Genomic DNA, 21,271 nt, shown 5'->3' on the forward strand with positions numbered 1-21,271 from the left:
GAGCAGAAACTTTTAGTGGCGTTGGCACGACGAAATCCTCAACCAGATAATCGCGACACCGTTCGCATCAATTCCAGTATCCGCATCAGTCCGATCCGAGTCGTCAGCGAAACCGGCGAACAACTCGGAGTGATCGCGACCGAAGACGCCCTCGAGCGGGCACGTGATGTCGGACTCGATCTGGTTGAAGTCGCTCCCAATGAGCGACCCCCTGTTTGCCGAATCATGGATTACGGCAAATACAAGTACGACAAGAACAAAAAAACGAACCGCAACCAAAGTCATACCAAGACGAAAGAAATTCGATTGCGGCCGAAAACCGGCGACGAAGATATCCGCACCAAGATTCGTCGCGCCGAAAAGTTCTTGAAGCACAAGGACAAGGTGCAGGTCAGTGTGCTGTTCCGCGGTCGCGAGATGGCCCACATCGAAGAAGGCCGCAAGGTGATGGAGCAGGTCATCGAATTGCTGGACGAAGTCGGCAAGGTCGAAACCGCCCCCCAGCAACACGGCCGCCGCATGATCTGCATGATCGCCCCGCGCTAGAAACGCCGCGGCTGACGCTGGGATCGGCTTGGTTTTCGAGTAGTGGACGAGGCGACGAGTCCATACGGATTGCGAATTGCAAGGACTCCTCGCGTCGTCCACGACTGCTTTCCATTCGCTATGCTGATTTTATTCCGCTGCGCTGATTTATTCCGCCTCGCTGGGGCTTTATGTCCGCCGTCACCGTCGATGCCGTTTGCCAACTCCTCGCCCAATGGGCTCCGCTGAAACTGGCGGAATCCTGGGACAACGTCGGTTTGCTGGTCGGGGACCGGGCCCGCGAAATCAGACGGGTGCTGACCTGCTTGACCCTCACGCCCGATGTGGCGGCTGAAGCGGTCGATCAGCAGGCCGACCTGATCGTCACGCATCACCCGATCCCCTTTCGCCCGCTGCCACGCATCAATTGTGATTCGATCACCGGCGAAATCCTGTGGCGATTGATCGGCGCCAAAATCGCCGTCTACAGCGCCCACACCGCGTTCGATTCTGCCGCCGAGGGGATCAACCAAAGTTGGGCCGAATTGCTGGGGCTGCAAGCGGTCCGCCCGATCAGTGACCCTTCAGCCAGTGACCCTTCAGCCAGTGACCCTTCAGCCGAGAACAACCTGGGCAGTGGCCGCTATGGTCTGCTGGAGAGCGAGGCTCCGGCGCGTGAGGTGATCCGCCGCTGTGCGGCGCTGGTCCAATCCACTTCGCCGCCGCGCGGGGTCGGACCGCTGGATCAACCGGTCACCAAGGTCGGCTTTGCCTGCGGCAGCGGCGGCTCGTTCGTTGCCCAAGCGGCGCGCTGCGGTTGCCAGCTTTTGGTCACCGGCGAGGCCAGTTTTCACGATTGCCTGGAAGCCGAATCGCGTGGGATGGCCTTGGGCTTGCTGGGGCATTTCCACAGTGAACGGTTTGCGATGGAGCGTCTGGCGGTGCGGATCGGCGAGGCGTTGCCCACGCTGACGGTCTGGCCCAGCCGGGCCGAGAGCGACCCGGTCCAGATGATTTGACGCTCCCGGACGCGGCGTCATTCGCGCCGGTCCCAATCGCACGGCGGCCCATCCCGGCTGCTGAGCATCGAATGTACGACGTCCTTTCCAGGTCGTCGCGTCGAGTCGTTTGCAACGACGGCCCGGAAGGGCCATCGTACAGGATCGGCGTCTACGACCGGCCGCCGCGGGTTCCGCGACAGGATGCCTATGGCATGCCATTTGCGGCGTGGTTTTCCAGGCCGTGGATTCATGCGACAATGGAGGGGTTGGTGCCGCCGCAGGGCCGCCGAATTCCATGCCCACACTGTAAGGCCAGGCTGTTCGGGCGAGTACTCTCCTTAGGAAATCCGGGGCGTCCGTCCCGCCGCCGCTGACGCCGACCTGATGAAGTTAACCGACCGTGACGATGGAGTCGAAATGACGAGACGAGAGAAATGGCTTGCCGCCCTGCCGGTTTACAACGAAGTCGACTACGTGAGCGAGATTTTGGACCAAGTCGTTCAATACTCGTCCAACGTGTTGGTTGTCGATGACGGCTCGACCGACGGGACCGACAAACTTCTCGCCGAGCGTGCCGACGTGACAGTGGTTCGCCACGAGCAGAATCGGGGTTATGGGGCGGCCTTGCAAACCGCATTCGATTACACGCTGCGGCACGGATTTGACGGCGTCGTGACGCTCGACTGCGACGGCCAGCATCAACCGAAGCGGATTCCCGCGTTCATCGACATGGCCGACGAGGCCGACATCGTCTCCGGCAGCCGTTACCTGCAGTATTTCGAGGGCGATGATGCGCCGCCGGAAGAGCGGATGTTTATCAACCGCCGCATCACCGCGGATTTGAACCGCCGGCTGGGGCTGAAACTGACCGACGCGTTTTGTGGATTCAAAGCCTATCGTAGCGAAGCGCTGCGTCATTTTTCGATCACCGACACCGGTTACGCGATGCCGCTGCAGTTGTGGGTCCAGGCGGCCGAGGCGGGACTGCGAATCGTCGAAATGGCAGTGCCGCTGATCTATCTGGATCTGCAACGATCGTTCGGCGGGGCACTTGATCACGCGGAAACACGGCTCGCCCTGTACAATCAGGTGATCGATGATGAAATCGCCAGGTTGTGCGCCGCCGGCCGTCACGTGACCCACGCGTCGAGCGGGGATTTGGTTTGCGTCCACGAGGCCCGTTAGGCGCCGAATGAGCACCCCAGACCCATCGATTGAAACGGAGTTCGACTCGAATTTTGAATCGTACCAGGCGCCGCGCGTTCATTGCGAACGCTTGGTCCGGCCCGCGATCGATGTTGCCGCCGAGGTCATGTCGGAGAATGTGTCGCGTGGCGATGCCTATCCCGCAGAGGTTTCGTCGCTCCGCCGGCCGGCACGCGATCAATTGGTGCGAGACGCCAGACGCTACACGTCGGCGTATCGCGACGTGGATTTTGCGGGCACGTCTGCGCAGAAGATCGTGATGGCCGGTCACCAGCCGACGCTGTTTCATCCGGGGGTTTGGTTCAAGAATTTTGCGCTCGATCACGTCGGCAAAACGACCGGCGCCCTGGCCGTCAATCTGGTCGTCGACAGTGACGTCGCTGGTTCCAGCAGCGTGCGCGTTCCACACCTGGACCGCCAGACCGGGGCGCTGCGACACGACATCGTCGCGTTCGACCGTCGCGGCGGTGGGGTGCCGTATGAACAATCGTTGATCGAAGACCGCGAGCTGTTCGACGCGTTTGATCGAAACGTGGCCGAGTCGGTTTCGGGAATCGTTGACGCCCCCTTGATCCACTCGCTGTGGCAGCACGCCCGCGATGCGATCAACCGTTGTGGATTCGCCGGATGCGCCCTCGCCCAGGGCAGGCACAGTCTGGAAGCCGATCTGGGGCTGCAGACGCTGGAGATTCCTCAAAGCGTCGTTTGTCGCGGCGAAGCGTTCGCGGCGTTCGCGATGCAGATCCTGCGCGACTTGCCCAGGTTTCACGACTGTTACAACGCCGCGGCGGAATTCTATCGCGCGGCGCATGGGATTCGCAGCAAGGCCCACCCGGTTCCCAATCTGGGCCGTGACGGCGATTGGTACGAGGCGCCGTTCTGGGTGTACGGCAATCAATCGCCCAAGCGGTGCAGCGTTTGGGTGCGTTTGTCGCAGGGCGGGGCGGTGATGGAGATCAGTGATCGCGACAAGCGACACCGTAAGATTCATGCGGCCGGGCAACCCGCCGCCGCGGATGCTTTCCTGGCGCTGGCCAGCCCCGAGTTCAAAATCCGTAGCCGGGCTTTGATCACGACCATGTACGCGCGGATGGTGCTCAGCGATCTCTTTCTGCACGGGATCGGCGGCGGAAAGTACGACCAACTGGGCGATCTGATCTGCCGAGCCTTTTGGGGCACGGATCCCTCCCGGATCATGGTAATCAGTGCGACCGTCTTGCTGCCCGGGCATCAACAATATCCCGTCGCGGAGATCGACGATGCGATCCGCCGCCACAATCGCCAACTCCGCGAATTGGACTTTCAACCCGAGCGTTATGCCGAGCAAGGCGGCCTGGATCCGGACAAAGTCGCGGCCAAACACCAGCTCCTGCAGTCGATCCCACCGCAGGGCCGGCGTCGCGGTTGGCACCAGCAGATCACGGCACTGAATCAACAACTGGCGTCGCAGTTGCAACCACTGCGCAATCACCTGACCGCCGAAAAGGTCGGACTGCAAGATCGCCGCCGCGAGGCAACGATCTGGAACAGCCGCGAACACTCGTTCTGCATCTATCCGCTGGAGTATTTGACCGATGCGTACGCGGAGATGCTAAACGCGTAGGGCATGTTGGGGACCTGAAATGTATCGCTGATTCATTACGATGCGTTCCCTCTTTAAAATGGCTCCCCTCTCCCCAAAACAGATCGCGGTCAACGTCACTGATTGATCACTATTTTCGCGCGATCTGTTTTGGGGAGAGGGGAGCCAGAATCATCAAGACCGTCTTGCAAAGAGACGAGCCTACCAAGCTTGGACTGGCAACATTGTCTTGCTCGCAAGGGGGCAATAAGTTTCACATCCCGAGCATGCCACTCGGGATCGGCCAAAGGTCACGCATTGTGCGACCTTACTCCTTGACCTTCACGCCGCAGGCTTTGAGGGCTTCGATGGCGGCGGTCTTTTCCTTTTCGGGGATCTCGTTGCCGCCCAGGAACAACCGCAGGTAGGGGGCGAAACGATTCTCACCGGCCTGATCCGCCTGACAGGCCTTGACCAACGGCGACAGGTCTTTGATCGGGTTGTTGTTCAGTTGCAGGATGTTCAAGCCCGGCAACTGCGCGATCGGCGTCACGTCTTCGACGTAGTTGTTGCGCAGGTCCAGCGACGTGATCCACTTCAGTCCGGCGATCGGCTGCACCGTCTTCAGCTCGTTTCCCGACGCATCGAGCGACCAGATCTTCGACAGCGGCGCGATCGGCTCGAGCGATGCGACTCGGTTCTCGGCCAGATAAAGCGTCCGCAAATTGGACATCTTGCCCAGCGGGCTCAGGTCATCGATCTCATTGCGGGAGACATCCAGGTACTGCATCCCCGTCAATTCCTTGATCGGTTCGAGCGTCTTGATTCGGTTGCCAGCCAGGGTGACCGATTGCAACCGTTTCAGGTTGGCGATCGGGGCCAGGTCAGAAATCTGGTTGTCGGCCAAGTCGATCAACATCAGGGCATGGCAGTGCTCCAACCCCGATAGGTCTTTGATTTGTTTGCCGACCCCGACGACGCGTGAGATGTTCGCCACGTCCTCCTTCGTGATCGGTTCGTCATTGAAACGCTTGGCGAACACTTCGGCCCGCACCGCCTGTTCGAGCGCCTTGTCCTTGAACGCCGACACGACCGGCTTGGGAGCCTCTTTCTTCGGTTCGGCTTTCTTCTCCGCAGGTTTCTTCGCCTCAGGCTTCTTTTCCTCAGGCTTCTTTTCTTCAGGCTTCTTTTCTTCAGGCTTCTTTTCTTCAGGCTTCTTTTCTTCGGGCTTCTTTTCTTCGGGCTTCTTTTCTTCGGGCTTCGCTTCAGCAGGCTTTTCGGCTTCCGCATCTTGCTTCGGCGCGCCTACGTTTTCTGTTTTTTCGGCCTCGGGTTTGTCGTCGGAGACGGCGGGGCGTGCCGAGACGGCTAGAAATGCAGCGAGCAGGACGGGAACAAGGAGACGCGACGGGGCGACGAATTGTTGCATGGCAGACATTAGACGCACGTATAAGCTGGAATCGGAGGGTGGGAAAGGAAGGTTGCCGCCATTCTAATTGGTTTGCCAAGCTTAGGTGAGTGCGGGCGAAAAACGATAGACTCAGGGCTCCCACGCCTTTTTTTCACCACGGAACACGATCGATTTGAAACGGACAAGAAAACGGCTCCTGGGCGTGACGGTGTGGGCGATCGCACTGATCTCCGCGGGCGCCGCAGCGGCTCACTGGATGCGAACGGCCGATCATGACGACACGACGCGACGGACGATCGCCTCGATCTCCCGCTATGTAATGCGGCAGCAGACGACGATCCATGCGGACGACCCGGCCGGGCGTTTGCGGCCGGGAGACCCTGTGTTTTTGGCGACTGAGACGGGACAGTATCATCAGGCCGGACGGGTCGAATCGGTTCTGCCGCCGGATCGTGGTGTCCCGACCGACACCGCTTCATCGGGCGGGCGTCGGATCGCGATCACGTGGTACGACCGAGACGCCCCCGCCGATCAATGCCAGCTGTTTCAATACCACAGCACGGGGCGGCTGAGCGAAGTGGTCGAAACGCTGTTTCCGCCGGCGAAACAGAAAGCGATTCGCCAAGAGCTGTCTGCCGCGATGGCGCGCCACGGCGAGGATTTATCCCGGGCGTTCATCCCGTTGGTCGAAGACAGTTTGAAGCAGTCGCTGCCGGTGATCGAGGACGAGTTTCGTCTGGCAGTCGCCCGGCATCGTGACGAGCTGGACGACGCGGCGGAACGTTGGAAGGATCAATTGGTCCAAGAACGATTGATCCCGCTGGCGCGGCGGGAGATTTTGCCGATCGTCAAAAAGCACGGTCAGCCGCCGGCCGAAGAAATCGGACGCGAGATGTGGGATCGTGCGTCACTGTTCCGTTTCGGATGGCGGGCGATCTACGACAAAACGCCGCTGCCGCGAAAGGACCTGGTGCGCGAAGAATGGCAGCGGTTTGTCGAAGAAGAAGCCGTTCCGGTGCTGGAAAAGCACATGGACGAAGTCGTCGTCGCGATCCAACGCAGCGTCCGAGATATCTCGGCCAGCCCGGCGATCCGCAGGGAACTGGCCGGCGTGGCCGAAGAGATCGCGTCGGATCCTGAGAGCCGACAATTGATTCAAACGATCTTGAAAGAAACGTTTGTGGAAAATGAACGCTTGCGCGAGGTGTGGCGCGGGGTGTGGAGCAGCCCGGAAGCCCAAGCGGCCTTTGACATCGCCGGCGAGCGGCTGGAACCGGTGATCCGCAAAATCGGCGACGAAATCTTTGGCTCCGAGCAAGACGGCATCAATCCCGATTTCGCCCGCGTGCTCCGCAGCCAGATCCTGCGGAAGGACCGTCGCTGGATCGTCGCCTGGCACACCGGTGCCAGCAACGGTACGGTCGAGGTAGCCCGAAAGCCGATGCCCTATCCGATCGTCTATCTGGCGGCCGAGCGTGATTGATCGGTTTCGTTCACGAATTGAGATTGAATCCGTAGCGGAAGTCGCCAAGACTTTCGGCGAATTGACGAGAAAGCGAAACTCTTGGCGAGTTCCGCTACTCCAAAGTCAGAATCTGACGGAGCACGTGGGGCATCCCTGATCACATGCCTTCTGAATCCACCCCATCGACGACGCCTCCGCTGGAGGACATGCCGGTCAGCCCGCTGTGCCTGAAAGACCTGTGTGTCGTTGCCGGCGATCGCTGTTTGCTGGATCAGGTCGATGCACGATTCCCCGAGGCCAAGATCACGGTGGTCGTCGGCGGCAGCGGCGCGGGCAAAAGCGTCTTGCTGCGAATCTTGGCCGGGCTGCTGCCGCGTCACGGCGAATCGATCCGCTGGTCCGGGGCGATCGGACGCAACGAAACCGGATCAGACCGTCCTCGGGTCGGGATCGTGTTCCAGCAATTCGCGTTGTTCGACGAATTGTCGGCAACCGCGAACGTCCAATTTGCGATCGACCACCGCCCCAAGCGGCTTGCCACGGATCCCAAAAGCCAACCGGTTTCGTGGAGCGCGACCGAGTGGTTGGAGCATTTGGGGGTTCCGCTGAAAACATCCGTCGCCGATCTGAGCGGCGGCCAAAAACAACGTCTTGCGATCGCGCGGACGTTGGCCGCGTCGCCCGATGTCGTGCTGTATGACGAACCGACCAGCGGGCTGGATTCGGCCAGCGGTCGATTGGTCGCCGAGCTGATTCGGGAAACACAGTCGACGTATCACCGGACCAGCATCGTCGTGACGCACGATTACGAGACCTTGCTGCCGATCGCGGACAAGGTCTTGTTGCTGGACCCTCAGAAACGAGACCTGGTGGAAATCCCACGCGAGCAGTGGGGAGAAATCGCCGATCGGATGGTCCCGGTTTCCAGTTTGGAAGACGAGGCGGGGGCCGGTCAGGCGAAACCCGCGTCGATGATCGGACGGATGCTCAATCCGTTGTTCGAGACGACCGGGGGAGCGGTTTCGGCGGCGTTCTGGTTGCCGCTGGACTTGTTGCCGATCGTCCCCCGCGTCCGTTGGGCGTTTCGATTCACGCTGCACTACTTGCGGTTGGTTGCCGGGCCATCGGCATGGGTTTATTTGATCATCGCCGGGCTGATCGTCGGATTCACTTCGACGTACTTCACGTTTCGGTTCTTGCCCTTTCGCTTGTACACCCAGCCGCTGTTGATCGACGAGTTGTTGGCATCGATCGGATTTGCACTCTACCGGGTGTTGGTGCCGATCTTGGCGACGATCCTGGTCGCGGCCCGCTGCGGCGCGGCGGTTTCGGCGGACGTCGGTGTCAAGCAATACGGCGGTCAAGTCGATGCGATGCGAACGCTGGGGGTTGCGCCGCGGGCGTACCTGTTGTTGCCGATCGTGATTGCGTTTGTGGTTGGTACACCGCTGTTGGAATCGCTGGCGTTCTACGCGGCGCGGTTCATCAGCATGGTCGCGTTCTCGGCCTCGTTTCCCGACGTCGGTCCGCATTTCTGGGACCAGCACTTCGGCCGCAACCTTGCGGGCGAGTCGCCTTGGCTGCACCACGGATGGAAGTGGGTGTTGCTGAAGAATGTCGTTTGTGGCTTGGGGACGGCGACGATCGCGTATTACCAGGGACTGGCACCCAAGCGATCGGCCAGTGACGTCAGCCGATCAATCACGTCGACCGTGCTGTGGACGACGCTGTTCGTCTTGACCGTGCACTTCGCCGTCGCGTTGATGGAGTTTTAGATCTCGCTGTACGACGGCCCTTCCGGGCAATGCCCCACCTCGTTTCCGGGCTCCACCTGGGAACGGGGCTTTCAAGAGGCTCCGCCTCGCGTTGCCCGGCGGTGTGTGGCTGGAGCCACAGCTGCAGCGCGTTCCAAGGCGGAGCCTCGGAACGAGGTCAACGAGGCAAAGTGAATCTCCGTTCTCGTTCCCGGGCTCCGCCTGGGAACGGGGCTTTCAAGAGGCTCCGCCTCGCGTTACCCGGCGGTGTGTGGCTGGAGCCACAGCTGCAGCGCGTTCCAAGGCGGAGCCTCGGAACGAGGTATTTCCGTTCTCGTTCCCGGGCTCCGCCTGGGAACGGGGCTTTCAAGAGGCTCCGCCTCGCGTTACCCGGCGGCGTGTGGCTGGAGCCACACCTGCAGCGCGTTCCAAGGCGGAGCCTTGGAACGAGGTCAACGAGGCAAAGTGAATCTCCATCCCACGCGGCCGATCACTCAGGTTAAACTCCCCACTCCCCACTCCCCACTCCCCACTCCCCACTCCCCACTCCCCACTCCCCACTCCCCACCGAGACCTGCTCGAGATGCTTCTTCGACGCTTTCCATCACCACTCCTCCTCGGATTCGCTCTCTCGCTGCTTGCCGGCGGCACCGGATGGGCTGCCGATCGGCCGAACGTGATCGTCGTCTTGGCCGACGACCAGGGCTGGGGCGACTTGAGCCTGCACGGCAACCCGAACTTGTCGACCCCGAACATCGATTCGATGGCCCGCGACGGGGCTCACGTGGAGAACTTTTATGTGTGCGCCGTGTGCTCGCCGACCCGGGCGGAGTTTCTGACCGGCCGGTACCACACGCGGATGGGGGTCTACAGCACGTCGGCCGGCGGAGAGCGTTTTGACGCCGGCGAACAGACGATTGCCGAAGTGTTTCGCGATGCCGGTTACGCGACGGCGGCCTACGGGAAATGGCACAGTGGGATGCAGTGGCCGTACCATCCCAACGCCCGCGGCTTCGACGACTACTACGGCTTTTGCAGCGGGCACTGGGGCAACTACTTCGACCCGATGCTGGAGCACAACGGCCGGATCGTCAAAGGCAAAGGGTTCATCGTCGACGATTTGACCGATCACGCGATGGACTTCGTCAGCCGATCGGGTGACCAGCCGTTCTTTGTCTATCTGGCGCTCAACACACCGCACTCGCCGATGCAAGTCCCGCAAGAGTATTGGGACCGATTCGCCGAAAAGCCGATGGTCCCCGATCCGGAACCGGAAAACAGCAAACGACAAGACGTGCCACACACACGCGCGGCGATGGCGATGTGCGAGAACATCGATGACAACGTCGGTCGCTTGCTGGCCCACCTCAAAGCGACCGGCAAGGACCAGAACACTGTTGTGGTCTACTTCAGCGACAACGGCCCCAACGGCGCGCGATTCAACGGCGGGCTTCGCGGCCGCAAGGGGTCGACGTATGAAGGTGGTCTACGGTCACCGTGCCTGATTCGCTACCCGGACAAGATCAAACCCGGCACGGTCGTCGGATCGATCAGCGGGGCGATCGATCTGCTGCCCACGCTGGCCGATTTCGCGGGGATTGACTGGAAATCGAAGCAGCGGTCCGGAAAACCGCTCGACGGTCTCTCCATCGCCGGCGAGTTGGCCGGTGGCGGACCGGATGCCGGCCAGCAGGACCGCGTGATCTTCAGCCGCTGGCGCAAAGGCGTCTCGGCCCGCACACAACAATACCGGATGCACGACAACGGCCAGTTGTATGACATTCAGTCCGATCGCCGCGAGAAGTCCGACCTTGCGAATGAGCGACCCGAAGTCGCCCAGCGGTTGGGGCAGGCAATCAACGACTGGAAGCAAAGTTATTCCGGCACCCTGGGCGAACAGCCTCGTCCGTTCCCGCTGGGGCATCCGGAGGCCGAGTGGACGCAATTGCCCGCCCGTGACGCCACCTTTACCGGTGCGATCAAACGAAGCAATCGGTTCCCCAACTGCACGTACCTTTTGAATTGGAAGGATACCGAAAGCGAAATCCGCTGGGACGTCGATGTGCTCGGCAGCGGACGCTACGAAGTGCAACTGTATTACGTGTGCCCGCAGGATGATGTGGGGGCAACGATCCAGTTGTCGCTCGGTGACGCCATTTTGACGACGAAGATCACCACGGCGGTGGAAAGTCCGCTGGTCGGTGCCGAGCAGGACCGGGTGGAGCGGCAGGAAGGCTACGTGCGCTGGTGGCAGCCGATGACGCTGGGCACGATCGAATTGAGTCCCGGCAGAAAAACGCTGCGTTTAAAAGCGACCGAGGTGCCCGGTTCCCAAGTCGCCGAGATGCGGTTGTTGATGTTCCGAAAGCTGATTCACGATGCTGCGGAATGAATTCCGCAGCACTTGCCCAAAGGGCATCCACATCCATAGCCTGGGGTCAGGGAGCGAGCGCAGCGAAGTGACCGCCACCCCAGGAAAGCTGAACCCATCAGCAATACAATCGATATCCCACGGGGGTGAATATCGCTGATTTGCGGCGAACGGGTTACAATCCCGGGCATGAACCAGCCCGGTCACCCCCAGTCGCTTCCCCTGCCCGGCACACGGGCCGCCAAACACCGGCCGGTTTCCCAGTGCGTGATCAGTTTTGGCAGCAACCTCGGGGACCGACGTGAATTGATCGCGTCGGCGGCGAAACAGATCGCTTCATCCGATCTGATTCTGGAAGGCGATGCACTGAAAACCAGTCGGCTGTTTGAAACGCCGCCGATCGGAGGCCCAGGGGGCCAGGAACCCTTTCTCAACGCGATCGGCGTGTTCCAAACCGAGGCCCCGGCGCGGGCCGTGTTGTCGATGCTGCAACAGCTTGAGCACGAACTCGGCCGTCAGCGACGGCGACGCTGGGATGCGCGATCGATCGACTTGGACGTCGTTTTGCATGGCAACTTGGTCGGCGGGAACACCGGCTTGGTCGTCCCGCATCCGCGTTACACCGCGCGGCAATTTGTGTTGCAACCGGCCTGTGATGTCGCGGCACATTTTCGCGATCCGCGATTCGGCTGGACGCTGCAAGAGATCTCCGACCATTTATCGGCCGGCGCGGCTTCGCTGGCGCTGGTGACCGGTCGTCAAGAAACACGGGACGTGCTGTGCCGCCGGTTGGCGGGCGAGCACGGTGTTTTTATTCGGACCGAGGAGTCAGCGATTGAAGAGGGCGCCGACGCGTGCGGCGGGCAGCGTTGGGTCTCCAGCTTTCTGCCAAAGTTGCCCAATCGGGTTAAGCCACGTGATCGCGAAGGCCGACCCATCTTGTCTGGAGTGGTGTCGGACGGCTTGCCCCGGTTGCTGGTTCGGATTCAAAAGACGAGCAGCGAAAATGGATGGCCGGCGCCTCATCAGATGTGGCCTGGTGGTTGGCGCTGGCCGGAGTACCGGCTGGAGATAGACGATTTGGATTGGGCGGTTTCGGAGCTTGCTTCGGCGCTCGATTCGATGCGTTGTTCGGCTCATCCGGTGACCGAGGACGGTGGTTGGTGGTGAAATCGGCGGCTTGAACCGTCGGTGCGACGATCCGCCCCACACCACTGAAGAAAAATTCGCGACACAATGTCGCTCGCTTGTCGGCTGCCCTTGCCAATTTGCTAGTGCCCGACCGATACTTCCGCTCCGAACTGTCTTCCGTTCTTTTCTGCTTCAACGCGTCCGGATTTGACCCGGCCGATGATCATGCAACGTTTTTTGTTTCCACGCTGGTCCAACCCCTTCTTGCTGGTTCTCGGTGCCGCCTTGGGCGGCGGTGGCTTGTTTGCTGCCGCTGTTGGGGGTTTGGTGACCGACCCGGTGACCTTGAACATTGGCTACGAGCCGGAGCAACCGGTGCCGTTCAGCCATGCGATTCACGCCGGCCAGCTGAAATTGGATTGCCGTTACTGTCACAACACCGTCTTTGACGCCGCTCACGCTGCGGTTCCGCCGACGGCGACCTGTGTGAACTGTCACAGCCCGGCCAACGACCAGGGGCAAACCGCGTTGGCGGCCGTGCATGCCGACAGCGTGAAGCTGAAACCGATTCACGAAAGCTGGAAGACCGGCAAGAGCATGCAATGGAAACGCGTGCACAACTTGCCCGAATACGTTTACTTCAATCACGCCGCTCACGTGAATTCCGGCGTCAGTTGTGTCAGCTGCCACGGGCGGATCGACCAGATGGAAGTCGTGTACCAGCACGAGCAGCTTTCCATGGCGTGGTGCATCGAGTGCCACGAAAACCCCAACGATCACCTGCGGCCGAAAGAGTTTGTCACCAAGCTGGACTGGGAGCCGCCGGCGGACTGGGACCAAGACGCGTTTGCCGAAAAACAGCGTGCCGAGCAAAACATCCATCCCCAGCGCCACTGTGCCGTCTGTCACCGATAGTCCCGTCCTTCTGTCCGCTTGACCGCCCTGGCCAGTAAACACCGTTTACGACCGATCCATTCGAACCAATATGACCCACAACGAATCCAACGCGAAAAGCAACGCCCCGACTTACTGGCGCAGTATTTCGGAGCTGCACGGCAGCGAGGAGTTCCAGAACAATTATCTGCATCGGGAGTTTCCGGTGGCCGCTTCGGAGTTCCCCGAGGGGGTTTCGCGGCGACGCTGGATGCAGCTGATGGGTGCCTCGCTGGCGATGGCCGGCGTGTCGGGGTGCCGCTATCCCGAAGAGATTATCGCGCCGTTTGTGATCCGCCCCGAAGGCCGAGTTCCCGGTGAGTTCTACGAGCGGGCGACCAACTTCGAATTGGCCGGTTCGGTGCACAATTTGCTCGTCCGTTGTTTCGACGGTCGCCCGCAACACATCGAGCCGAATAAAAGCCACCCTTCGGCGGGCGGCACGAACGCCTATGTCCAGGCGTCCATCCTGTCGCTGTATGATCCGGATCGGTCTCGCGGCGACGACGGACCGGTGTTGATGCGCGGTGAGGGCGAGCGGAAGCAGGAATCGCAGTGGGAAGAGTTTGTCCCGGTCGGTCGTGCGGCGGTCCAAAAGGCGGCTAGCAATGAAGACGGCAAAGGCTTTGCGGTCCTGATGTCGCCGACGGCATCTCCAACAACGGTTCGCATGCTGGGCAAACTGAAGGCAAAGCTGCCCGCGGCAACGATCGCTCGGTTTGATGGTGTCAACGACGGCGTCATGCGGAACGCCACCAAGCAGATGCTGGGGACCGAGTCGAACCAGGTGCTGGATCTCAGCAAGGCCAAGGTGATCTTTTCGCTCGGCGCAGACTTCCTGGGCAGCGAGCCCGGTTCGCTCACCGCGGCGTCCAGTTTCGCTGAGCGGCGTGACCCGCTGGCCGGCGAAATGAGCCGTCTGTACGTGGTCGAAGGCGGTTACACGACGACCGGCACGATGGCGGATTCGCGTTTGGCGGTTCGCCCCAGCCAGATGCCGGCGTTCCTGGCCGCGTTGGGACGCATGGTCGACGCACTCAAGAACGGCGAAACGCATGACCACGGCGGCGAAGAGTTGCCGTTCAACGATCCCGATATCACGGCCGCCGAGCGACAGTCACGGTTCATGGATTGCTTGGCTCACGACATCGTCGAAGCCGGTGAGGATGCGGTGGTGATTGTCGGCCAATCGCTCGGGGCAGACCTGGTCGCCGCCGGAATCGCGATGAATCAAAAGCTCGGCTCGCTGGGCAAGGCCCAGTCGTTCACGCCGTGCGTGGACGAGAGCCTGGAAGCCAAGTCGCTGGCCGAGTTGGCCGCTGCGGTCAACGCCGGCGACATCGAATCGTTGTTGATCCTCGGCGACAATCCCGTGTTCGCTTCGCCCAGTGACATCGACGTCGCCGGGATGATCGGCAAGGTCCGCCAGGGCGGCAAAGCGTTTTATCTTGGCGAATACGACGACGAGACCGCCGTGTTGTGCGATTGGTCGTTGCCGCTGGCCCATCCGCTGGAATCCTGGAGCGACTGCATCAACGACGACGGTTTGTACGGCGTTTGCCAGCCGCAGATCCTGCCCTTGATGGGTGGCCGAACCGTCGCGGAAGTCTTGGCGTTGATGTTGGACGAGGAAGTCATCGATCCGATGCAGATCGTCCGACAAACGGCCGACGAAGTCAGCGGTCGCTCGCTCAGCGAGAGTGCGTGGCGGAAGTTGCTTCACGACGGCTACTCCGAAGACATTCGCTCGGCGGCGCGAACCGCCGAGGTGACCGGCACCGCACCGGAGTTGCCCGGCGGTGACCCGGAGGTCTCGTCGGCCAAGACCATCAACCAAGACGACATCGAAGTCGTCTTCACGTCTGCCGACGGGTTGTACGACGGACGGTTCGCCAACAACGGTTGGCTGCAGGAATTGCCGCAGTCGATCACCAAGTTGACCTGGGGCAACGCGGCGATGATGAGCCCCGCGACCGCTCGGGCGCTGGATCTGCATCACGGCTTGTACATCACCCTTCGCAAGGGCGGCAGCAAGATCGAATTGCCCGTCTTTGAAGTCCCCGGTGTTGCTCCCGGTGTCGTGATGACGTCGATCGGTTACGGACGAACCCGCGTCGGCAAGGTCGGCGGGTTCACCGCCGAAGGGATCGATGCGGTCGGCTTTGACGTTTCGCCGCTGCGGACCAGCGACGCGATGATGATCGCGTACCAGGTCGAAGGCCGGCCGAATTACAACGAATACGAGTTCGCCACGACCCAAGACCACTGGGCGATCGACGACATCGGGCGCGAAGAAACCGAACGCCGCAGTTACAACCTGGTCCGTGAGGGCACGACCAAGTTGCTCGAAGACGTGCCGACGTTTGCCAACGAACAACCCAAGGCTCCGCACGTCCCCAAGGTGGGCAAGTACGGTTCGCTGGGCACCGAGCCGATCGAAGAAATCGAGTCCGACCCGGCGCTCGATTTCATACCGCAGTGGGGCATGGCGATCGATTTGACCAAATGCACCGGCTGCAACGCCTGTGTCGTCGCCTGCCAGAGTGAAAACAACATCCCGATCGTCGGTGCCGAACAGGTCAAAAACAGCCGCGAAATGCATTGGTTGCGAATCGACCGCTATTTCCAAGGCGATGCCGAAGACGCCCAGGTCGTTCACATGCCGGTCGCGTGTGTGCATTGTGAGACGGCACCTTGCGAGCAGGTGTGCCCGGTCGCCGCGACCGTGCACACCAATGAGGGCATCAACGCGATGGCCTACAACCGCTGTATCGGAACGCGTTACTGTGCCAACAACTGCCCGTTGAAAGTCCGTCGATTCAACTACTTCAATTACAACGAAGACGTCGGCGTCGGCTACGGGGTCAAAGCCTTCCCGGGGGCGATCGAATCGGCCAACCGAAAACTGCAGGCCTTGGTACTCAACCCCGACGTCACGGTGCGTGGCCGCGGTGTGATGGAAAAGTGCACCTACTGTGTCCAGCGGGTCGAAAAAGCCAAGATCGAAGCTCGCAAAGACGGTGGGCGAGCGATCAAGGACGGCGACGTCGTGACCGCATGCCAAGCGGCTTGCGCCACCAACGCGATCGAGTTCGGCAACATCGCCGATCCGAATTCCGCGGTGGCCAAGAAGCACAGCGACGTCCGGGCCTATGGCGTGCTGGAACAATTGAACATCAAACCGCGGACGGAATACCTGGCGCGGGTTCGAAATCCCCACCCGCGTCTGATGACGCTGCAGCAACTGCACGACCTGGAAACGATCACGTCGCATCACGGTCACGGTGACCATGGTCACGATGATCACGACGGTCATGGTGATCACGATGACCACGGCGATGATCACGATCACAAAGACGGTGATCACAAAGAAAAGGCCCACTGACGATTCGGTCGCCGGCGGTGATTCGCGGAAACGAATCCTGCGGCGATCGCAATCGGTGCCCGGCGACCGTCCCCCGAAGACAGCAAATCAAACAAACCACTTCCACTTTCTAGCTAACACTGACCATGTCACTTGCCATTCCAAACGGATTGGATAACACCGTCGAACGCCCCGGCGAACGCGCCCCGTTGGTCCTCGGCGAAACGACGTACCACGACATCACCGAAGCGGTTTGTAAGGTCGCCGAGCGTCCGCCCAGCAAGGGCTGGATCGGAGGTTTTTTGGTCGCGTTTGCGTTACTGCAGATGCTCGGTTTGCTGATCGTGTATTTGATCTACACCGGGGTGGGTGTCTGGGGTAACCGGGCGCCGATCTTCTGGGGTTGGCCGATCGTGAACTTCGTGTTTTGGGTCGGGATCGGCCACGCGGGGACGTTGATCAGTGCGATTTTGTTCCTGTTCCGTCAGGAATGGCGGACCAGTATCAACCGTGCGGCCGAGGCGATGACGATTTTTGCGGTCGCCTGTGCGGGGACGTTCCCGGGGATTCACGTCGGGCGTGCCTGGTTGGCGTTTTGGTTGGCGCCCTATCCGAGTTTGAATCTGTGGATGTGGCCGCAATTTCGCAGCCCGCTGTTGTGGGACGTGTTCGCGGTGTCCACCTACGGGACGGTGTCGTTGCTGTTCTGGTACATGGGGATGGTGCCGGATTTGGCGACGTTCCGTGATCGATCCAAAAACAAATACCGCCGCATGGCGTACGGAATTCTGTGCCTGGGCTGGAGCGGTTCGTCGCGTCACTGGATGCGATATGAAAAGGCCTACGCGATTCTGGCCGCCCTGGCCGCGCCGCTGGTTTTGTCGGTCCATACGATCGTTTCGTTCGACTTTGCCGTGTCGCAGGTCCCCGGTTGGCACACCACGATTTTCCCGCCGTACTTCGTCGCCGGGGCGATCTTCAGCGGTTTCGCGATGGTGCTGACGTTGATGGTGCCGGCACGTCAGATGTTGAATCTGGAAAAACTGATCACGATCCGGCACTTGGAAAACATGTGCAAGATCATCCTGGCGACCGGCTCGATCGTCGGTTTGGCGTACGGGACGGAGTTCTTCATCGCCTGGTACGGCCAAGTGCCCGCCGAGCAGTTCGCGTTCCTGAACCGAGCGTTCGGACCGTACGCCTGGGCTTATTGGACGATGATTTCGTGCAACGTGATCAGCCCGCAGATCTTCTGGTTCAAGAAAGCCCGCACGACGCCATGGATCATCGTTGTCGTGTCGATTTTTGTGAATATCGGAATGTGGTTCGAACGATTCGTGATCGTCATCAGCAGTTTGTCGCGGGACTACCTGCCGAGTGCTTGGGCGTACTTCACGCCGACCTGGGTCGACTGGGGCATGCTGATCGGATCGTTCGGGTTGTTCTTCACGCTGTTCTTGTTGTTCTGCCGCACCTTGCCGGTGATCAACATGGCGGAGGTCAAAGCGACGCTGGCCAAGCAAGAGCACATGGCTCATCTGCACGGTCACGGTGAAGAAGCTGGCGAAGGTCACTGAGAAACTGAATCATTCATTTTTAAAGCATTAACGATCTGTTTCGATGGATCAAAAAACTATGTCGGAAACGAAAATAGAAACGACCGTTCACGGAATGATGGCCGAGTTCACGACGGTCGATTCGTTGCTGAGCGCCTGTCGCCGGGTTCGGGACGCCGGTTACACGAAGACCGACGCCTACACGCCGTTCCCGGTTCACGGGATCGACAAGGCGTTGGGCATCAAGCCGACGGCGCTGCCGTGGATCTGCTTGATCGCGGGGGCGACCGGGACGTGCATCGCGCTGGCGATGCAGATCTGGATGAACAGCATCGATTACAAATACATCATCTCCGGCAAACCCTACCTGTCGTTGCCGGCGTTCATCCCGGTGGCGTTCGAGCTGACGATTCTGCTCGCCTCCTTCGGCGCGTTCTTCGGGATGTGGGCGCTGAACGGGTTGCCGAAGTTCAGCAACCCGATGTTCACCGACCCGCGATTCGATCGGGCCACCGACGACCGGTTCTTCCTGTACGTCGACGCCAGCGATGAACGTTACGATGCGGCGGGCGTACGCAGTCTGATGGCCGATACCGGCAGCGACTATATCAACGAAGTGGTCGAAGACGATTCGCCCAAGGAAGTGCCCAAGCCGGTCTTCTTGATCTGGGGGCTGGCTGTGGCCGCGTCGCTGGTGCCGTTGATTTGCATCCTGACGATGCGGGTGACCAACAGCTCCAGACCGCGGTTTCATATCTTCTTCGACATGGATTTCTCGCCGGCCAAGGATGCGCAACAAGTCACCAGTTTGTTTGCCGACAACCGTGCCATGCGGTCCGATGTCCCCGGCACCGTCGCCCGCGGGCAGATGGAAGAGTCGCTGGACATGCTGTCCGGGATCGATGTCGAAGCGTTGACGCTGTCCGACCCGCCGCGGGTCGAGCGTCTGGTGCGTGCCTACATGCAAGCCGACGACGAAGCCAAAGCGGAGGAACAGGAAACGCTGGAAAAAGAAGCGGAAGAAGCCGCCGAAGTGACCGAGGCTGCCCCGGCGAGCGTGATGGACACGACGCCCTGGGTCGAAAACAACCCGTTGACCGTCGACGCCGAGTTGCTGGCCATCGGGCAACAACAATTCGCGATCTACTGCAGCGTCTGCCACGGCATGGACGGGTACGGCAACGGACTGGTCAACCAACGAGCCCAATCGATCAGTGCTCCGACGTGGGTGCCGCCGGCATCGATGCACCAAGAGACCCTGTACGCCGACAAGTACCCCGACGGAAAGCTGTTTTCAACGATCAGCAACGGCATTCGCAAGATGCCCGGATATGCGGGCCAAATCAAATTGAAAGACCGCTGGGCGATCGTCGCTTATGTCCGAGCGTTGCAGAAAAGCCAAAACGCGTCGCTGGACTTGGTGCCCGATGCGAAAAAGGCTGCCGTTGAAAAAGCGGTCGAAGAAGCCAAGGCCGAACTGAAACGTCAGGCCGAAGAAGCCGAAAAGGCCGCGGCGGCGCGCCAGCAAGCACAGCAATAACCACCCGAAAGACACCGCCCGGTCGGTGTCGCAGAACCAACCCCCAAACCTCACACGCCCACGCGGTCGCGCTCGCGTCACCGCAGTTATACGACAACCGATTTGACCATGTCAGAACACGCTGCTCCCGCTGTTAAACCGGCCGATGACCCGGCCTTCCAGCTGCCTGCATCACTCCGCAGTTTGCAGATGCCGCTGTTAGGTGGCGGACTTGTCGCCCTGCTGATCGGCATGGGCTTGGCATTCTCCGTCAGCGATGCGGACATGCCGCGGTTCGGAATGTCGGCTTACCTGACGGCGTTCCTGTATGTGTTGACGATCGTGCTGGGATGTTTGTTCTTCGTCTTGATCCAGCACCTGGTGCGTGCCGGTTGGAGCGTCGTGGTACGGCGTGTGGCCGAATGCATGATGATCATGACCATCCCGATGGCGTTCCTGTTCCTGCCGATCCTGTTTTCGGTGTTCAGCGAGGGAACCCTGTTCGTCTGGACCGATTCGGAATATGCGTCCAAGCTGCACTTGGACGAAAACATGTGGGAAACCAAAAAGCTGTTTCTCAACGGACCGTTTTTCCTGGTGCGTGCGTTGATTTACTTCGGCATCTGGGGAGCGCTGGCCGTCTATTACTGGCGGGGCAGCGTCAACCAGGACGAGACCGGCGAGCGGGCGGCGACTGATCGGATGCAGTATTGGTCCGGCCCGGCCGTGATGGCGTTTTCGCTTTCGCTTAGCTTTGCCGCGTTTGACTGGGGCATGAGCCTGGCGCCGATGTGGTTCTCGACCATGTTCGGGGTGTACATGTTCGCCGGCGGAATCCTGGCCGCCCACTGTGCGATCACCTTGCTGACCTATGTGTTGCAGCGGGCCGGGGCGCTCAAAGAAGAAGTCACGCCGGAGCACTACCATGACTTGGGCAAGTACATTTTCGGGTTCATCGTCTTCTGGACGTACATCTCGTTCAGCCAATACATGCTGATCTGGTACGGCAACATTCCGGAAGAAACCGAATGGTTCTTCAGCCGCCAGGAAGGCGGGTTCGGATACCTGTCGATCGGGCTGATTTTCTTTCACTGGTTATTGCCGTTCTTCGGGACGATGAGCCGGCATGTCCGCCGCCGTCCCGGTGTGATGGCGTTTTGGGCGGCCTACATCCTGGTCGTCCACTTCATCGACATTTACTGGATCGTGATGCCCGAAGCCCGCATGGTCGAGCAGCATACCGTTCCCAGCTTCGGCGGCGGCTTGGGGATCCTGGCGAGCCTGCTGTGTGTGATCGGGATGACGGCGCTGGTGGTCGGGTTGGTGCTTCGCGTGGCGGGGGGCAATCGCATCGTCCCGGTGCGTGATCCACGGCTGCGTGAATCGATCATTTTCGAAAATATTTAGCGTTTTAGGGGACACCGCGTCGCACGTCCCTGTTTTTTAGCCCTCCAGACATCGTCCGCTCGATAAA

General features: G+C 60.5%; 14 protein-coding genes. 13 read left to right on the plus strand and 1 reads right to left on the minus strand.

The genetic code is table 11. The annotated features are described in order from the left end of the window. Positions 1–15 precede the first annotated feature (15 nt). From infC to Mal15_RS28595, 4 genes are all read left to right on the plus strand, one after another. Positions 16–546: a translation initiation factor IF-3 gene (infC, locus tag Mal15_RS28580; protein WP_147870874.1), complete on the plus strand. Its 531-nt coding sequence runs from the start codon at positions 16–18 to the stop codon at positions 544–546. 170 nt (positions 547–716) lie between these two features. After that, complete coding sequence (locus tag Mal15_RS28585; protein WP_147870875.1) at positions 717–1,544, plus strand: Nif3-like dinuclear metal center hexameric protein; 828 nt, start codon at positions 717–719, stop codon at positions 1,542–1,544. Between the two features lie 366 nt (positions 1,545–1,910). Continuing rightward, positions 1,911–2,711, plus strand: coding sequence for a glycosyltransferase family 2 protein (locus tag Mal15_RS28590; protein ID WP_233903087.1), 801 nt, complete (start codon positions 1,911–1,913; stop codon positions 2,709–2,711). Positions 2,712–2,718: 7 nt separating this feature from the next. Further along, complete coding sequence (locus tag Mal15_RS28595) at positions 2,719–4,335, plus strand: hypothetical protein (protein ID WP_147870876.1); 1,617 nt, start codon at positions 2,719–2,721, stop codon at positions 4,333–4,335. Positions 4,336–4,621: 286 nt separating this feature from the next. Here Mal15_RS28595 and Mal15_RS28600 read toward each other — a convergent pair whose 3' ends face one another. Beyond that, positions 4,622–5,722, minus strand: coding sequence for a leucine-rich repeat domain-containing protein (locus tag Mal15_RS28600; protein ID WP_147870877.1), 1,101 nt, complete (start codon positions 5,720–5,722; stop codon positions 4,622–4,624). Positions 5,723–5,876: 154 nt separating this feature from the next. Between Mal15_RS28600 and Mal15_RS28605 the strand changes: the two genes are divergently transcribed. The 9 genes from Mal15_RS28605 (at position 5,877) to Mal15_RS28650 (ending at position 21,204) form a co-directional block, all read left to right on the plus strand. Further along, the gene (locus Mal15_RS28605; protein ID WP_147870878.1) at positions 5,877–7,187 is read left to right on the plus strand and encodes a hypothetical protein; all 1,311 of its coding nucleotides are present in this window, start codon (positions 5,877–5,879) and stop codon (positions 7,185–7,187) included. A gap of 143 nt (positions 7,188–7,330) precedes the next feature. Continuing rightward, the gene (locus Mal15_RS28610) at positions 7,331–8,944 is read left to right on the plus strand and encodes an ABC transporter permease (RefSeq protein WP_233903088.1); all 1,614 of its coding nucleotides are present in this window, start codon (positions 7,331–7,333) and stop codon (positions 8,942–8,944) included. Positions 8,945–9,506: 562 nt separating this feature from the next. Then, positions 9,507–11,315, plus strand: coding sequence for an arylsulfatase (locus Mal15_RS28620; protein WP_147870880.1), 1,809 nt, complete (start codon positions 9,507–9,509; stop codon positions 11,313–11,315). 168 nt (positions 11,316–11,483) lie between these two features. Further along, positions 11,484–12,464 (plus strand): 2-amino-4-hydroxy-6-hydroxymethyldihydropteridine diphosphokinase, encoded by a 981-nt coding sequence (folK, locus tag Mal15_RS28625; protein ID WP_147870881.1) that lies wholly within the window; start codon positions 11,484–11,486, stop codon positions 12,462–12,464. Positions 12,465–12,650: 186 nt separating this feature from the next. Then, entirely contained in the window at positions 12,651–13,340 is a 690-nt protein-coding gene (locus tag Mal15_RS28630; protein ID WP_147870882.1) for a cytochrome c3 family protein, read from the plus strand. Positions 13,341–13,410: 70 nt separating this feature from the next. Continuing rightward, on the plus strand, positions 13,411–16,743 hold the full coding sequence (locus Mal15_RS28635) for a TAT-variant-translocated molybdopterin oxidoreductase (protein WP_147870883.1): 3,333 nt from the start codon (positions 13,411–13,413) through the stop codon (positions 16,741–16,743). A 125-nt stretch (positions 16,744–16,868) separates the two neighbouring features. Beyond that, positions 16,869–18,299: an NrfD/PsrC family molybdoenzyme membrane anchor subunit gene (nrfD, locus tag Mal15_RS28640; protein WP_147870884.1), complete on the plus strand. Its 1,431-nt coding sequence runs from the start codon at positions 16,869–16,871 to the stop codon at positions 18,297–18,299. 43 nt (positions 18,300–18,342) lie between these two features. After that, positions 18,343–19,818 carry a quinol:electron acceptor oxidoreductase subunit ActD gene (locus Mal15_RS28645; RefSeq protein ID WP_233903089.1) on the plus strand — a complete coding sequence of 492 codons (1,476 nt, stop codon included), beginning with the start codon at positions 18,343–18,345 and terminating at the stop codon, positions 19,816–19,818. Between the two features lie 108 nt (positions 19,819–19,926). Next, positions 19,927–21,204 carry a hypothetical protein gene (locus Mal15_RS28650; protein ID WP_147870885.1) on the plus strand — a complete coding sequence of 426 codons (1,278 nt, stop codon included), beginning with the start codon at positions 19,927–19,929 and terminating at the stop codon, positions 21,202–21,204. Positions 21,205–21,271 lie beyond the last annotated feature (67 nt).

Source organism: Stieleria maiorica (assembly GCF_008035925.1).
Lineage (GTDB): Bacteria > Planctomycetota > Planctomycetia > Pirellulales > Pirellulaceae > Stieleria > Stieleria maiorica.

Bases quoted from the DNA above. Each gene is read 5' to 3' on its own strand.
- Mal15_RS28585 (WP_147870875.1), top strand. From the start codon at position 717: ATGTCCGCCGTCACCGTCGATGCCGTTTGCCAACTCCTCGCCCAATGG.
- Mal15_RS28590 (WP_233903087.1), top strand. From the start codon at position 1,911: ATGAAGTTAACCGACCGTGACGATGGAGTCGAAATGACGAGACGAGAG.
- Mal15_RS28595 (WP_147870876.1), top strand. From the start codon at position 2,719: ATGAGCACCCCAGACCCATCGATTGAAACGGAGTTCGACTCGAATTTT.
- Mal15_RS28600 (WP_147870877.1), bottom strand. From the start codon at position 5,722: ATGCAACAATTCGTCGCCCCGTCGCGTCTCCTTGTTCCCGTCCTGCTC.
- Mal15_RS28610 (WP_233903088.1), top strand. From the start codon at position 7,331: ATGCCTTCTGAATCCACCCCATCGACGACGCCTCCGCTGGAGGACATG.
- Mal15_RS28620 (WP_147870880.1), top strand. From the start codon at position 9,507: ATGCTTCTTCGACGCTTTCCATCACCACTCCTCCTCGGATTCGCTCTC.
- folK (WP_147870881.1), top strand. From the start codon at position 11,484: ATGAACCAGCCCGGTCACCCCCAGTCGCTTCCCCTGCCCGGCACACGG.
- Mal15_RS28630 (WP_147870882.1), top strand. From the start codon at position 12,651: ATGCAACGTTTTTTGTTTCCACGCTGGTCCAACCCCTTCTTGCTGGTT.
- Mal15_RS28635 (WP_147870883.1), top strand. From the start codon at position 13,411: ATGACCCACAACGAATCCAACGCGAAAAGCAACGCCCCGACTTACTGG.
- nrfD (WP_147870884.1), top strand. From the start codon at position 16,869: ATGTCACTTGCCATTCCAAACGGATTGGATAACACCGTCGAACGCCCC.
- Mal15_RS28645 (WP_233903089.1), top strand. From the start codon at position 18,343: ATGGATCAAAAAACTATGTCGGAAACGAAAATAGAAACGACCGTTCAC.
- Mal15_RS28650 (WP_147870885.1), top strand. From the start codon at position 19,927: ATGTCAGAACACGCTGCTCCCGCTGTTAAACCGGCCGATGACCCGGCC.